This is a genomic window from Acinetobacter sp. IRS14 (assembly GCF_034650275.1).
GTDB classification, from domain to species: Bacteria; Pseudomonadota; Gammaproteobacteria; order Pseudomonadales; family Moraxellaceae; genus Acinetobacter; species Acinetobacter oleivorans.
The window spans coordinates 13844-28845 of sequence record NZ_JAOVFN010000023.1 but is presented as its reverse complement, the minus strand read 5'-3'; the positions used below and the strand labels follow the sequence as shown (position 1 = coordinate 28845).

At 40.9% G+C, this 15002-nt stretch carries 12 protein-coding genes; 9 read left to right on the top strand and 3 right to left on the bottom strand.

From position 1 onward, the window contains the following. Positions 1-18: 18 nt before the first annotated feature. A complete protein-coding gene (locus tag ODQ17_RS16310) occupies positions 19-900 on the bottom strand; it encodes a LysR family transcriptional regulator (protein WP_004640467.1) in 882 nt (293 codons plus the stop codon). A 166-nt stretch (positions 901-1066) separates the two neighbouring features. Here ODQ17_RS16310 and ODQ17_RS16305 point away from each other — a divergent pair, with 166 nt between their 5' ends. From ODQ17_RS16305 to ODQ17_RS16275, 7 genes are all read left to right on the top strand, one after another. Then, positions 1067-2584 carry a CoA-acylating methylmalonate-semialdehyde dehydrogenase gene (locus ODQ17_RS16305; protein ID WP_005309086.1) on the top strand — a complete coding sequence of 506 codons (1518 nt, stop codon included), beginning with the start codon at positions 1067-1069 and terminating at the stop codon, positions 2582-2584. A gap of 11 nt (positions 2585-2595) precedes the next feature. Further along, positions 2596-3486 (top strand): 3-hydroxyisobutyrate dehydrogenase, encoded by an 891-nt coding sequence (gene mmsB / locus ODQ17_RS16300; protein ID WP_322904985.1) that lies wholly within the window; start codon positions 2596-2598, stop codon positions 3484-3486. 77 nt (positions 3487-3563) lie between these two features. Further along, positions 3564-5213 (top strand): AMP-binding protein, encoded by a 1650-nt coding sequence (locus tag ODQ17_RS16295; protein ID WP_322904984.1) that lies wholly within the window; start codon positions 3564-3566, stop codon positions 5211-5213. An 11-nt stretch (positions 5214-5224) separates the two neighbouring features. Beyond that, complete coding sequence (locus tag ODQ17_RS16290) at positions 5225-6352, top strand: acyl-CoA dehydrogenase family protein (protein WP_032055721.1); 1128 nt, start codon at positions 5225-5227, stop codon at positions 6350-6352. A 21-nt stretch (positions 6353-6373) separates the two neighbouring features. Then, positions 6374-7147, top strand: a complete 774-nt coding sequence (locus ODQ17_RS16285) for an enoyl-CoA hydratase (protein ID WP_005309095.1) — start codon at positions 6374-6376, stop codon at positions 7145-7147. A gap of 12 nt (positions 7148-7159) precedes the next feature. Next, on the top strand, positions 7160-8185 hold the full coding sequence (locus ODQ17_RS16280) for an enoyl-CoA hydratase/isomerase family protein (RefSeq protein WP_322904983.1): 1026 nt from the start codon (positions 7160-7162) through the stop codon (positions 8183-8185). Between the two features lie 120 nt (positions 8186-8305). Next, complete coding sequence (locus ODQ17_RS16275) at positions 8306-9667, top strand: MFS transporter (protein WP_151828301.1); 1362 nt, start codon at positions 8306-8308, stop codon at positions 9665-9667. Between the two features lie 140 nt (positions 9668-9807). Here ODQ17_RS16275 and abaI read toward each other — a convergent pair whose 3' ends face one another. Further along, the gene (abaI, locus tag ODQ17_RS16270) at positions 9808-10374 is read right to left on the bottom strand and encodes an acyl-homoserine-lactone synthase AbaI (protein ID WP_322904982.1); all 567 of its coding nucleotides are present in this window, start codon (positions 10372-10374) and stop codon (positions 9808-9810) included. 63 nt (positions 10375-10437) lie between these two features. Beyond that, the gene (locus tag ODQ17_RS16265; protein ID WP_005309101.1) at positions 10438-10854 is read right to left on the bottom strand and encodes a DUF4902 domain-containing protein; all 417 of its coding nucleotides are present in this window, start codon (positions 10852-10854) and stop codon (positions 10438-10440) included. A 635-nt stretch (positions 10855-11489) separates the two neighbouring features. Between ODQ17_RS16265 and abaR the strand changes: the two genes are divergently transcribed. Together abaR and ODQ17_RS16255 are read left to right on the top strand one after the other, a co-directional pair. After that, the gene (abaR, locus tag ODQ17_RS16260; RefSeq protein ID WP_049838229.1) at positions 11490-12206 is read left to right on the top strand and encodes a LuxR family transcriptional regulator AbaR; all 717 of its coding nucleotides are present in this window, start codon (positions 11490-11492) and stop codon (positions 12204-12206) included. A gap of 872 nt (positions 12207-13078) precedes the next feature. Further along, positions 13079-14968 carry a fatty acyl-AMP ligase gene (locus ODQ17_RS16255; RefSeq protein ID WP_322904981.1) on the top strand — a complete coding sequence of 630 codons (1890 nt, stop codon included), beginning with the start codon at positions 13079-13081 and terminating at the stop codon, positions 14966-14968. Positions 14969-15002: the final 34 nt, after the last annotated feature.

The following is a 15002-nucleotide window of genomic DNA, read 5'->3' as shown; positions in this document are numbered from 1 at the left end:
TTTTTTTATTTACACTCTTTAATCAACCAACAAATGCTGATATTTATCGGCTTGTTTACGCAAATAATCCCAGACGAGTTTAATGCGCGGTTCATGCTGTAAATCAACAAAAGTCAGCATCCAGAAGGTATGAGTAAAGCGAACTTGCTGCTCTAAAACGACGTCAAGTTCTGGTTTATCATCTGCTAAAAACTTTGGCAAAATCGCAAGTCCTGCACCAGCACTCACCGCAATTTGTTGGGCTAAAATACTGCTGCTACGGAAGTTCGCGTTAAGCTTTAAGGGTAACCTTTCTAAACAGTACAACTCAGGGCTATAGACCAGATCATCAATATAGTTAACAAAACGGTGTTGGGTTAAATCTTCTAAACCACGAATGGGTGGGTTTTGCGCCAGATAGTTTTGGCTGCCATAAATTTTTAAGCAGTAGTCTGATAACCGCGTAATGATGTAGGGCCCAGACGTTGGACGATCAATTGACACCACAATATCTGCCTCACGGTGGGAGAGCTTAATCATTTTCGGTACTGGAATCAGATCGATGGTGAGCAGTGGATATTGAATAGAGAACTCAGCCAGTAAACGGGCTAAAAATGCAGTGCCAAAACCTTCAGGTGTGCCAATTCGCACACGACCTTGCAAAGGTTGATGTGGTTTCTCAATTTGTAAGAAAGCTTGTTCCATTTGCTCAACTCGAGGAACAAGTGCCATACCTTCGAGTGTCAACTCATAACCAGTCGCTTCACGCTTAAACAGCGTTGTACCCAAAGCAAGTTCTAGTGCCTGAATCCGTCTAGCCACTGTACTGTGCTCGACACCAATAATCCGCGCAGCGTTGGTCAATGTTTTAGTCCGAGCTAAAACCAGAAAAAAATGTAGATGATCCCAATCCACTTTCATTTTTGTTGTCATCCTTGTGCATATTTGCACAACAATCGTGCATGAATTTCCGTTGGTGGTCAAAGTTTTCTTTGTTAGTCTCAATTGAAACTGGAATAAAGAAAATACGATCAAGAAGTATTTTCTAATAATTGAACACAATAAAAATATGGCCTACGGAGAGGTTATGAACACAATCCAAAAAATCGAATTGGAAACCGCTAAATTACTCATTAACGGAAATTTTATCGAATCTGAAACACAGGAATGGCAAGACATTGTTAACCCTGCGACTCAGGAAGTGATTGGTCGTGTACCATTTGCAACGGTTAAAGAAGTTGACGCTGCTATTCAAGCTGCACAAGATGCTTTTGCTTCTTGGCGTCAGACCCCAATTCAGGCACGTATGCGCATCATGCTTAAGTTACAAGACTTGATCCGTGCCAACATGAAAGAAATTGCACAAGTACTAACGGCTGAACAAGGCAAAACCTTGGCAGATGCAGAAGGTGATATTCAACGTGGTTTAGAAGTTGTTGAACATGCTTGTTCGATCGGCACTTTGCAAATGGGTGAATATGTTGAAGGTGTTGCGCGTGGTGTAGACACGTATACCTTGCAGCAACCTTTGGGTGTCTGTGCGGGTATTACGCCGTTTAACTTCCCTGCCATGATTCCACTTTGGATGTTCCCAATGGCAATCGTGTGTGGCAATACATTTGTCTTAAAACCATCAGAACAAGATCCGTTATCAACCATGATGCTGGTTGAGCTTGCGATTCAAGCAGGGGTTCCAGCAGGTGTGCTCAACGTTGTGCATGGCGGTAAAGAAGTGGTTGACCGTCTGTGTACCCATAAAGATATTAAAGCGATTTCATTTGTAGGTTCAACTGCTGTTGGAACGCATGTTTATAACCTTGCTGGACAACATGGTAAACGCGTCCAGTCAATGATGGGTGCAAAAAACCATGTGGCTGTTATGCCTGATGCCAATAAAGAGCAAACCTTAAATGCCTTGGTCGGTGCAGCATTTGGTGCAGCGGGGCAACGCTGTATGGCATTGTCTGTTGCAGTCATGGTGGGTGAAAGTAAACAGTGGATTCAAGAATTAGTTGAAAAAGCGAAGACTTTAAAAGTAAACGCAGGCCATGAGCCAAATACTGATATTGGTCCAGTCATTTCAAAACGTGCTAAAGCGCGTGTGCTTGATTTAATTAATAGCGGTGTTGAGCAAGGGGCGGAGTTGCTACTTGATGGCCGTGATGTTCAAGTCCAAGGCTATGAATCGGGCAACTTTGTAGGTGCAACGATTTTTAGCGGCGTAAATACCGACATGCGTATTTATAAAGAAGAAGTCTTTGGCCCTGTACTTTCCATTATTTGTGTAGACACCCTTGAGGAAGCGATTGCTCTAATCAATGCCAACCCATTTGGTAACGGTGTAGGTCTATTCACACAAAGTGGCGCGATTGCACGTACTTTCCAAAACCTAATTGATGTTGGTCAAGTTGGTATCAACATTCCAATTCCTGTGCCAGTACCTTTCTTTAGTTTTACCGGTTCAAGAGGCTCAAAACTTGGTGATTTGGGACCATACGGCAAACAAGCTGTGCAGTTTTATACCCAAACCAAAACCATTACCAGTCGCTGGTTTGAAGATAGCCATGAAGTTGGCGGTGTAAATACAACCATTAGTTTACGTTAAGGGGATCACGGATGAATATCGCCTTTATCGGTCTAGGGAATATGGGCGGCAGAATGGCCCATAACCTACTTAAAGCCGGAATCAAAGTTTACGGTTATGACCTCAGTGAAGTTGCTATTCAGCACTTCGCCGAGGCAGGTGGCGTAGTATGCGACAGCCCGCAGGCAGCAGTAAAACAAGCTGATGTGGTCATTAGCATGCTGCCTGCAGCCAAGCATGTTAAAGAAGTTTACTTGGGTGAAAATGGTGTATTGGAAGTGCTAAAAGCAGGTAGCTTATGCATTGATAGCAGTACCATTGACCCACAAACCATTAAAGACATTGCCGCTGTTGCGCAAACCAAAAATATTAAAATCTGTGATGCACCAGTTTCAGGTGGAACCATTGGTGCCCAAGCAGGAACTCTAACCTTCATGGTGGGTGCCGATGATCAAACCTTTAACGAAGTGAAACCTGTACTTAGCCACATGGGCAAAAATATTGTTCATTGTGGTGATGTTGGAGCAGGTCAAATTGCCAAAATCTGTAATAACCTGATTTTGGGTATTTCAATGGCTGCTGTTGCAGAAGGTATGGCGCTGGGCGTGAAGCTCGGCATCGATCCACAAGCATTGGCAGGCGTCATTAACACCTCAAGCGGTCGTTGCTGGAGTTCGGATGTATGTAACCCATGGCCGCATATTAATGAAAATGCGCCAGCATCTCGAGGCTACCAAGACGGCTTTGCGACTCAGCTGATGCTAAAAGATTTAGGACTCGCTGTAGAGGCCGCGGGCCAAGTCAAACAGCCAGTGGTATTAGGTGGCATGGTACAGCAGCTCTATCAGCAAATGTGCATGCGCGGGAATGCCAATCTCGATTTTTCGAGCATTATTCAGCAATACCTGCCACAAGAGGCATAACGGTAAAGCCAAAGGATGGCTTTAAACACATTAAACCCTGTCGTGAATAACAACAAATCCGGACTGAGGGAAAAGATATGATGGATTATCAAAATGCTGCACAGACTTTCGATTTGGAAAGCACTGCAAAACAGATGTTATCAGGTTCACTTGATGCCTTAAATGCTTGTTATGAATGCTGTGATCGACATGCAGATGGCGACAAAATTGCGCTGTATTGGCAAGGAAAAGACGGACGAAAAGAGCAATATACCTTCCGTGAACTAAAAGAATGGTCGAGTCAGTTTGCTAACTTTTTAAAATCACAAGGTGTAAAAGCAGGCGACCGTATTTCAGGGCTATTACCGAGAACACCTGAACTGATTGTGACTATTTTTGCAGCTTGGCGAATTGGTGCAGTCTATCAACCACTCTTTACTGCATTTGGCCCAAAAGCGATTGAGCACCGTATTCAGCTTGCACAAAGTAAGCTGGTGGTGACTGATGTAGGTAACCGTAGCAAGCTTGATGAAATTGAAAATTGCCCTGCAATTGTGACTGTCGCCGACGCACAAGGTACTCCGCTTAAAGCAGGCGATTTTAACTTTTGGAATGAAGTGAAGCAGCAGTCTGATCAATGTGATTTAGTTATGCGTAGCATCCAAGATCCTTTCTTGCTCATGTTTACTTCAGGCACTACAGGTCCTGCTAAACCATTGGAAGTGCCACTAAAAGCATTGATTGCCTTTGGTCGATATATGCAAGATGCCATTGGTTTAACCGAAGAAGATTCATTCTGGAATATTGCCGATCCGGGTTGGGCGTATGGTCTGTACTACGCGATTACTGGGCCGTTATTCTTGGGCCACGCTACTTTGTTCTATGAAGGTGGTTTCAGCACGGATAGCCTATGCCAAATTGTGAAAGATTATAAAATCAACAACTTGGCAGGTGCTCCGACTGCTTACCGCATGATGATGGCAGCTGATCCAGCACAAATGGCGCCGTTAAGAGGGCAGTTCCGTGTGGTGAGCAGCGCAGGCGAGCCGCTTAACCCAGAAGTGATTCGCTGGTTTAAACAAATGCTTGATGCTCCGATTTATGATCACTATGGGCAAACTGAAGTAGGCATGGTGGTGTGTAATCATCATGGTTTAAAACATGAAATTCATGCCGGTTCAGCAGGTTTCCCAAGTCCGGGCTACCGTGTTGCGATTGTCAATGAACAAGGTGAAGAACTTCCACCAGACACACCAGGAATTTTAGCAGTCGACATTAGCCAGTCTCCAATGATGTGGTTTGGTGGCTATAAAGAAAGCCGTAAATCGCCATTTGTTGGTCATTACTACTTAACGGGCGACACTGCCGAGTTACATGCTGATGGCAGCATGAGCTTTGTAGGGCGCAGTGATGATGTAATCACCACATCGGGCTATCGGATTGGGCCATTCGATGTAGAAAGTGCTTTGCTTGAACATGATGCAGTGGTTGAGGCCGCAGTGATTGGTGTGCCTGACCCAGACCGTACCGAAGTGGTTAAGGCATTTGTAATTTTAGCTACGGATGCTCAACCTTCAGATGCACTTGCTGAACAACTCAGCCAATTTGTTAAAAGACGACTTTCTGCACATGCGTACCCACGTTTAGTTGAATTTGTGAGTGAATTACCTAAAACTCCAAGTGGTAAAATTCAGCGCTTTTTATTGCGTAATCAAGAAATTGTTAAACAACAAGCTAAAGCAGGGTAAAGGAAATAACAATGCAATTTACCGAAGAACAATTACTTATCCGTGATATGGCGAAAAGTTTCGCCCAAGAACAAATTAAGCCTAATGCTAGCGATTGGGATCGAGACGGGACATTCCCGAAAGAAACCTTGGCTCAAATGGGGCAACTCGGTTTTATGGGGATGCTTGTTTCAGAGCAATGGGGCGGTTCAGACACGGGTAACTTAGCCTATGTACTAGCCCTCGAAGAAGTTGCGGCAGCAGATGGCGCGACTTCGACCATCATGAGCGTACATAACTCAGTTGGCTGTGTGCCTATTTTAAAATTTGGTACCGATGAGCAAAAAGAGCGTTTTTTAAAACCTTTGGCGCAAGGTGAAATGATCGGTGCTTTTGCTTTAACCGAACCACATACAGGTTCAGATGCGGCAGCTCTTAAAACCCGAGCGGTGAAAGATGGCGATGATTACATTTTAAATGGTGCCAAGCAGTTTATTACCTCGGGTGATAATGCAGGTGTCATTATTGTGTTTGCAGTGACTGATCCGAGCGCGGGTAAAAAGGGCATTAGTGCATTTTTAGTCCCACGTGAAACGCCGGGTTATGAAGTAATTCGTGTTGAAGAAAAACTCGGTCTGCATGCTTCAGATACGTGTCAGATTGCTCTGACCGATGTGCGTATTCATAAAAGCCTCATGCTAGGCAAAGAAGGCGAAGGTTTAAAAATCGCACTTGCCAATTTGGAAGGTGGTCGTATTGGGATTGCTGCACAAGCAGTCGGTTTAGCACGTGCGGCGCTCGAAGAAGCGACTCGCTATGCCAAAGAGCGTATTACTTTTGGAAAACCAATTTTTGAGCATCAAACCATCGCGTTTCGTCTTGCTAGCATGGCAACTGAAATTGAAGCAGCAAGACAACTGGTTCACTACGCTGCGCGTTTAAAAGAAGCAGGTCAACCATGTCTAAATGAAGCTTCAATGGCTAAGTTATTTGCTTCAGAAATGACTGAGCGTGTGTGCTCGAGTGCGCTACAAGTGTTTGGAGGTTATGGCTATCTCAGAGATTTCCCAATTGAACGCATTTATCGTGATGCGCGTATTTGTCAAATTTACGAAGGCACAAGTGATATCCAACGTTTAGTGATTGCACGTAGTCTATAAAATCAGAACAAGGAATAAATAATGCAGTGGCAAAGTATTTTATTAGAAAAGCGTAATGGGGTTGGACTGATTACATTAAATCGCCCTCAAGCGCTCAATGCTCTAAACAGCGAATTAATTAGTGAAATTAATCAGGCATTAGATCAGCTCGAAAAAGACCGCGAAATTGGTTGCATCGTATTGGCAGGTTCTGAAAAAGCTTTTGCCGCAGGTGCAGACATTAAAGAAATGGCTGATTTGGCATTTCCAGATATTTATTTTGATGACTTTTTTCATCTTGCAGACCGTATCGCACAGCGCCGTAAACCTCTAATTGCTGCGGTGAGTGGCTATGCATTAGGTGGTGGCTGTGAATTGGCGCTGATGTGTGATTTTATTTATTGTGCTGACAACGCCAAGTTTGGCTTGCCTGAAGTGACCTTAGGGGTAATTCCGGGTATTGGTGGCACACAACGCTTAACCCATGCCATTGGTAAAGCCAAAGCAATGGAAATGTGTTTTACCGCTCGTCAAATGGGCGCTGTAGAAGCAGAGCAAAGTGGTTTAGTCGCACGTGTGTTTAGCAAAGAAGAATTACTTGAACAAACCTTGCAAGCAGCTGAAAAAATTGCGGCACGATCTTTAACAGCAAACATGATGCTCAAAGAAACCATCAACCGAGCTTTTGAAGTAAACCTTACTGAAGGCTTGCGTTTTGAAAGACGTATGTTCCATTCAATATTTGCAACATTTGACCAAAAAGAAGGAATGCAGGCATTCGTTGAAAAACGAAAGCCAAATTTTAAAAATCAATAAGAGATCAATAAAATGAATACAGAAAATCACTTAATGATTGAGCGACAAGGTAAGCTTGGCGTGATTACCTTAGACCGTGTGACTCATCTCAATGCATTGTCGCTAGATATGATCAAAAGTATTGGTGCCCAATTGGAACTGTGGCGAAATGATGCTGCTGTTCAGGCAGTCTTAATCAAATCAAATAGCCCAAAAGCTTTTTGTGCAGGTGGTGATATCCGCTATCTCTACGACAGTTATAAAAATGGCACGGCCGACTACAAAGGCTACTTTAGTGCCGAATATAAAATGCTGAATGTACTGCGTGAATATACAAAGCCAGTCATTGTTGTACTTGATGGCTATGTATTAGGTGGCGGTTTTGGCTTGGCTCAGGCTTGTCACATTGTGGTGAGCAGTGAAAAGTCCAGATTTGCCATGCCTGAAACAGCGATTGGTTTCTTCCCAGACGTTGGTGCAACACACTTCCTGTCTCGCCTTGATGATATCGGTGTTTATATGGCCATTACGGGTGAGCAGATCAGCAGTAGCGATGCGCTTTACCTCGATTTAATTGACTACCATGTGCCAAGCGAGCAGTTACAAGCTTTGCAAGATGCTCTCGTTGAAGCGCCAAGTTTAAGCAAAGAGGGAATTGAACACATCATTACCCGATTTATTACTCGCCCTGCCGAAAGTGAGCTCAAACAGTTGACAGAAGGCATTCGTAAACACTTCGGATATCAGCATTTAGATGAAATCGAGCAAAGTCTTGAAAATGAACAAGATGAAAGCTTAAAAGCTTGGGCAAGTAAGATGCTTAGTATTTTGCAGCAGCGCTCATTTATAGCCAAACAAACCAGTTTGAAACTGCAACATTTAGGCCGTGGGCTTTCTTTACCGCAGTGTATGCAGCTTGAACGTGATTTACAGGATATCTGGTTTGAGCATGGTGACTTTATTGAAGGTGTGCGTGCTCTCATTGTCGATAAAGACAAACAACCGCAGTGGCAAGAACGTAATTCGAAATTTGAGCCAATTTTAGAAAAATTGAGCTAAACCGCATTACAAAAACATAAAAAGCTTAAGGAGATAAAGCGAGACCTGAAAATGCTTATGGTCAGGGCTGGTCATAAGCATAAAAAAGATAAAACAAGAAAATCTAAAAAGGATATTACGATGCAAACAGTACATGGAAACGGTTCAAATACTAAAAAGTCGTCACATAGATTAGCAGGCATCTCAAGTATGGTCGGCACCACCATTGAGTGGTATGACTTTTTTATTTACGGTGCGGCGGCGGCACTGATTTTTAATAAATTATTTTTCCCAAATCTGGATGCCCTTACGGGTGTGCTTGCTGCATTTGCCACCTATGCCGTTGGGTTTATTGGGCGACCACTAGGGGGCTTAGTCTTTGGTCATTTTGGTGACAAGATTGGCCGTAAATCGATGTTGCTACTGACCTTGATGCTCATGGGGATCCCAACCGTACTGATTGGCTTATTACCGACTTACGAATCAATTGGTTACTGGGCTGCAATTTGTTTGGTTGTCTTACGATTCATTCAAGGGATGGCAATGGGTGGGGAATGGGGTGGTGCTGTGCTTATGGCCGTTGAACACGCACCCGAAGGTGGTAAAGGGTTCTGGGGAAGTCTGCCTCAAGCCAGTACAGGTGGCGGTTTAATGCTAGCCTCAATTGCATTAGGGCTGGTGTCGTTATTACCTGAACAAGCACTGTTTAGCTGGGGGTGGCGTTTACCATTTCTTGCCAGCATTATTTTACTCGCAGTAGGTTGGTACATTCGGGTGAAAGTACCTGAATCACCCGATTTTGAAAAAGTAAAACAGCAGTCCGAAGAAGTCAAAGTTCCTGCCTTACAAGTTTTTAAAAACCATCCAAAGCAACTCATCACCATTATTTTAGCGCGTGCTGCCGAGAATGCATGGTTTTATATTGCTTCAACTTTTACATTGGCTTATACCACTGCACAACTTGGGATCGCACGCCAAGATATTTTGTTTGCTACTATTTGCGGTGCAATAGTCATCCTATTTATGACACCGTTATGTGGACATTTGTCAGATAAAGTAGGTCAACGCAATATGTTCATGTTTGGTTTATGCATATTGGCACTTTACTGCTATCCATTTTTCACTATGCTCAACACAAAAGACCCAGTATTAGTCTGGACAGCAATTGTTTTAGCAATTGGCGTGGTCTTTCCCATTATGTACGCACCACAAGCTCAGCTTTTTGCCCGTCAATTTCCGGCAGAAATTCGATATAGCGGAATCTCAATTTCCGTACAGTTGGCTGGGGTACTTGGGGGTGGTTTAGCACCGTTAATTGCGACGAAACTTTTAAGTATCGGGCAGGGTAATCCTTATTTAATTATGATTTATATTGGATCTATGGCTATCGTTGCGATCATATCGACTTCATTTATGCCACGTGATTGGCAGACTAAAACTGATGAGGCTTACCATAAGAAATCAGAATTAAATTTGAAAACCAAAATTACTGAGCAGTCTTAATATTCAGTTTGAATCTTCAAATAAAGAAAAGCCCTAATCTTTTGACTAGGGCTTTTAAAATTGAGCGAGTGAAACGAGATTCGGGCTTAAGACCTTCATCTTTGCTATGTCACCAATATCTTAGACTTTGATTTAGCAAACTAAACTTCAATCAAGCATGCAAACATGGCATATCCACCGATAACCATTGGCGGTCCGGCACGATGGGCGCGAAAACCCGCGGCACGTAATAACCGCTCTACCCCAAGAGGTGAGGTCGTAATGAGTTGTTTTGCACCTTGTTTTCTTGCAAAGTTGATCGCTTCTTGTAGAATTGCAATAGAGACTGGGGATGACACTGCTTGATTAGCAGAGGTCGGCGGATTTGAGAAATCTACGGCTGAAAATCTTGATAATTCCCAAATTTCTGGTGAGCAAGGAATAGGTATTCCATTCATTAATTGAGGAAATATTTCACCCAGTAAATAGGGCTGAGTCGTGGGTAGTAGTCTGGCACAGCCAATAATATTGGATTCTCTATCTTGAGCGACGACGTAAGCTGTATCGATTTTATCAAATTGATCTAGTTCTTCATTATTTGGACAGTTCAACTCCCAACCCAAATGTTCAACAAATACCTTGTAGCGGTAACTTTTAAATTTGGTATATAGGACTTCTGAAAAATTGTTTTGGAATCCAGCAATAACATTCATTACAAGTGCTTCCACTTATTTTTCAGGCGACTTTACTCGACAGCTGAAAAGGTGGTAACTGTAAGAATTTACAGGTTTCTAAGAGAAATTTGGACTTAATTTAGTCTTTGTTTGCGTTGTATTGATTTGAGCATAAATGAACTGTTCCCAAAACAAAGAATCTATTTTTTTTTCGATTAATGTTTCAGTAACATCAAATCCAATATCTGTACCAGATAAATCAACAATCATGATATTGCTTCGAGGTAGCCCAATTCGTTTTAAGCTAGCAATTCCATTGTTCTCAATAAATTCCCAGTCCCATCCGGTACTTAAAGCTGGGCTCCGTAAGGTTGCCCATTCAGTAAACCCACAATATAGAATTCGAGAGTCTTCAATTTGTGTAGTTTCAACAATAGATATGAGGTGTTGGAGGGGGTAATTCATAAGCTGGATTTCATTCATTCGAATAAAACCATCTGTTGAGATTGAAAAATCAGGAGGGATTGTGACCATGCTACCTATTCAAGTGACTTGAATTACAGTTCTATAGATAAATAACATAAATTATTGCCAACAAAATACTGTTAAGTTTTACAGGTTAGCCATAATTTGGTGGTACACAACGTTAAGCTGTTCTTTAGAAAGTACTTCAGACAGGAAGTTTTACTTACGCAGAAATTGCCCCATCTATAGCTTCAATATAAGAGTTGCTTATTTCAAGATTATCAACAGATTAAGTTTTTCATATGTATTGTAGATAATATCTATCCTATTATTAAAATAATATTTTAGAAATCATTCTCATTATTATGTGTTTCATTAAATAATAAATAAAAATTTATACTTCTAGTATCACTAGTAGATGTTATTCTTTAGTTAAATTAATAGAAATATACAAATAAGAAGAAATAATAGGCTCCTTTTAAAAATAAAAAATACTCATTTTTGGAATAAAATGCATCCTGTAAATTTGAGGCTTTCAAGCATAATTCGCATATGCAATATAACAACCTTAAAAAGCTTTCTGAAACCAGTTTATCCGGAAAATTTACCACCCTCTCAGGCTCAAAAATGTTGTTAATTGGATTATGAATTCACTATATGCAACTAAATAAAAATGATTTATGCATGAGGTTTAATGAGAGTAAATGGAAAATTGGCAAGAAGATCTACTATCAGCATCTCTGATGGTAAAAAATGAATATCAGCTATTTGAAGTAGTCAAATCTACAGCTTCAAAGCTTGGATTTGATTATTGTGCTTATGGTATGCAGTCGCCATTATCTATTGCTGAACCAAAAACAATTATGTTGAATAATTATCCCGAAGCATGGCAGAAGCGTTATGTTAAACAGCAATATGTCAGGGTAGATCCAACCGTACAGCATTGTATGCTATCACTTCAACCTCTTGTCTGGTCGAGCCAATCTGCAAATACACAATCTCAAAAAGATTTTTGGGAGGAGGCGCGTTCTTATGGTTTAAACGTCGGTTGGGCACAGTCAAGCCGTGACTTTATTGGTACAAGGGGAATGCTAACACTAGCAAGATCCACTGACCAATTATCAGAAAAAGAGCAGAAAGCTCAATATACCAATATGTTTTGGTTATCTCAGACAGTACATTCCAGTATTGCTAAAATTGTGAATGAAACAGAATTTGCTCAGTTTAATCTTTATTTAACGAATCGGGAAAAAGAGGTTCTACGTTGGACTGCGGAAGGGAAAACGTCAGCAGAGATTGCTCAGATTCTCGGCGTAACTGAAAGAACAGTAAATTTTCATCTCGGAAATTCGATGCAGAAGTTAAATGTGAATAATAAAATTTCAGCAGCGATTAGAGCTGTGATGTTAGGAATTTTATAAAGTTAGATATATAGAAATATAATAATTAATTTTGATAAAATAAATTATTAGATATTTATTTAAAGTGAATTTAATTGAGAATTTTTAATTTAAGAAAATTTTAATTAAAGTCGAATTTATATAGATAATCTTATTTATAGAAGTTTTATTTTAAAAATTGATTTTATATAATAATTTAATTTCATAATATTTTTTACTTAATGATAAAATAACGAATAATGAGCTTTATAAGTAAAATATTTTAATTGATATTATTATTTTAAAATTTAGTGTTCGCGTTTTATCGATTCTCAGAAGATGAAATTTATTAATTTATAGAGTTATATATCAGTCAAGGTGCTATACATAGTTTTAAGCTATTCAAGTACAAATTAAAGCAGATTTCTTTAGTAGCTTTATCCTTATAAATAAAGGCTGTGAGGGGGGTTACCTGAATCATTTATTGCTCTTAAGAAAAGCAAATAAATAGTACATTAGATTGTCAATACAAGACTTCCAATCAAGAGACTCACAAAATAAGAATACGAACAGACCATATGGTTGGCATGCTAAGAAACCTTGCGAAACACTATTAAATATTAACGAAATAAGGGCAAAAATTGAGTTGGAGGTTTAATTTAATTGCCCGCCTTCACAATATTGAACTGAATAAAAATAATTTATGAAAGATATCCAATTTCTTAATTCTTAATAAAAACAGGCCAACCTGTAAAACCTTACAGGTGTAATAAAAAACACTCGCACATAAAATATAATGTGAATTTATATTTTAAACAAAAAGTATATTCATTTTTTATTAAAAGCCCCAGCTAGAAGTGTCATTTCTGAATTAGCGAGTTTAAAGGGTGAATTATAATTAATCGGAGTAAGTTATGGCTGTAATGGGTACGGATAATATCATTGCAACTTTGGAATCCCACGCAAATTCAAATGGAGCTAGGGTTGCTTTCGAGTATTTAGGGCGCCAATCCGGTGGGATTCAATCTCTGACGTATGCAGAGCTGAACGAGCAAGTTCAACGTCAGGCCCAAATCTTAATGAATCTTGTCGATAGCGGTGATCGCGCCGTGTTGCTGTTTGAGCCTGGATTGGACTTTATCGTATCGTTCTTTGCCTGTTTAAAAGCTAAAATTATCGCAGTACCTGTCAGCTTACCTTTTAACCGCAATGGTTTTTCTAATATTTTGAATATTATGAATGACTGTGAGCCAAAGATAGTACTCACAACCAAAAAGATTCTTGAGCTATCAGGTCTTATCACATTAAAAGCCCAAAACGAAAGTTTAATATTGCATGCTGTTGATGCCCAATTGCAGCGTGACTTAGTGGAAAAGGATTTTCCACATATTGCTGAAGACGATATCTGCTTCCTTCAATACACTTCAGGGTCAACTGGTTGGCCTAAAGGGGTAATCGTCACCCATAAAAACATCATGGCAAATGAAGTTATGATTGCTGAAGCTTTTGGTACACAGGCCGATGATATCGGTCTTACATGGCTACCTGTTTATCATGACATGGGATTGATCGGATCAGTTTTGCAGACTGTGTATGTAGGTCTGACCTGCTATGTAATGTCACCGCTGGATTTTATTCGTAAACCACTTAAGTGGCTGCAATTTATTAGCGAAAAAGGTGTCACGATTAGTGGTGGACCAAACTTTGCCTATGAATTGTGTCTGCATCGCATCTCGGATGAGGACGCAGCAGCGCTTGATCTGAGCCGTGTGCGTGTGATGTTTAACGGTGCCGAGCCAATCAAAGCTCATGTTATGCAAAGCTTCATGGAGAAGTTCAATACTCAGTCGAAATTGAGAATGGATACTTTCTTGCCGTGCTATGGCTTGGCAGAAGTTACGCTCTTAGTCAGTGGTGTGACTGGTCCGCTTAATGCTATTTCAATTGATCGTGAAAAGTTGAATGCCAATTTGGTGCAGACCAGTCAAGATCAGACAGCCGTGCAAATAGTAAGCTGTGGCAAGATTTCCGCACACATTGATTGCCGTATTGTTAATCCACATACCCGCAAAGAGGTAGGGGCTGATGAAGTCGGTGAAATCTGGCTAGCAGGTGAGAGTGTCACTGCGGGTTACTGGCAGAAGCCTGAGGTCAATCAGGAAACCTTTGCTGCAACCATCCTCGATAAGGCAGATAAGCCTAGTCAAGTGCACTACTTGAGAACTGGTGATATGGGTTTTGTTAAAAACGGAGACCTGTATGTAACTGGCCGTCTTAAGGATGTGATTATTGTCCGTGGTAAGAACTATTACCCGCAAGACATCGAGTGCTCTGTTGAAACGGCACATCCTGCTGTCCGTAAAGGCTGTGTGGCAGCAGTGAATTTCGGTAATTCTGATGGTGTCACGGTTGTGCTTGAGATCAAAAAGAAGTCGATAGACAAGACACTTAATTTTGAAACCATCAGAACTCAGGTTAAAGAACAAGTCGCGGCTGATATCGGTTTGCCTGTAGAAGGTGTTTATTTGCTGCATCAAGGTCGGATCAACAAGACCACTAGCGGAAAAATTAGAAGAAGAAAAATTAAAGAGCAGATCGAGCGCGGTCAACTGATCTGTTTAACCCATCCAAACCGTAGAACGGTGATGGCTCGAAACTATGTCAAAAATGGCTTAGAAATCATCCGTGATCGTGAGCAGCGGGGGCAACTGATTCGTTATAGCTCCAATCTACTCAACTCAATGATCAAGGAACGAGAAGTGCGCGCGCTCATTTTTAATCGATTGAAAAGTGCTTTGTTTTAATCCTTACCCTTTAATCATTTGAGCAAAAACTCAT

What these genes read in the sequence shown, in the direction of transcription:
- ODQ17_RS16310 (WP_004640467.1), bottom strand. Translation starts at nt 900, where the DNA reads ATGAAAGTGGATTGGGATCATCTACATTTTTTTCTGGTTTTAGCTCGG.
- ODQ17_RS16305 (WP_005309086.1), top strand. Translation starts at nt 1,067, where the DNA reads ATGAACACAATCCAAAAAATCGAATTGGAAACCGCTAAATTACTCATT.
- mmsB (WP_322904985.1), top strand. Translation starts at nt 2,596, where the DNA reads ATGAATATCGCCTTTATCGGTCTAGGGAATATGGGCGGCAGAATGGCC.
- ODQ17_RS16295 (WP_322904984.1), top strand. Translation starts at nt 3,564, where the DNA reads ATGATGGATTATCAAAATGCTGCACAGACTTTCGATTTGGAAAGCACT.
- ODQ17_RS16290 (WP_032055721.1), top strand. Translation starts at nt 5,225, where the DNA reads ATGCAATTTACCGAAGAACAATTACTTATCCGTGATATGGCGAAAAGT.
- ODQ17_RS16285 (WP_005309095.1), top strand. Translation starts at nt 6,374, where the DNA reads ATGCAGTGGCAAAGTATTTTATTAGAAAAGCGTAATGGGGTTGGACTG.
- ODQ17_RS16280 (WP_322904983.1), top strand. Translation starts at nt 7,160, where the DNA reads ATGAATACAGAAAATCACTTAATGATTGAGCGACAAGGTAAGCTTGGC.
- ODQ17_RS16275 (WP_151828301.1), top strand. Translation starts at nt 8,306, where the DNA reads ATGCAAACAGTACATGGAAACGGTTCAAATACTAAAAAGTCGTCACAT.
- ODQ17_RS16265 (WP_005309101.1), bottom strand. Translation starts at nt 10,854, where the DNA reads ATGGTCACAATCCCTCCTGATTTTTCAATCTCAACAGATGGTTTTATT.
- abaR (WP_049838229.1), top strand. Translation starts at nt 11,490, where the DNA reads ATGGAAAATTGGCAAGAAGATCTACTATCAGCATCTCTGATGGTAAAA.
- ODQ17_RS16255 (WP_322904981.1), top strand. Translation starts at nt 13,079, where the DNA reads ATGGCTGTAATGGGTACGGATAATATCATTGCAACTTTGGAATCCCAC.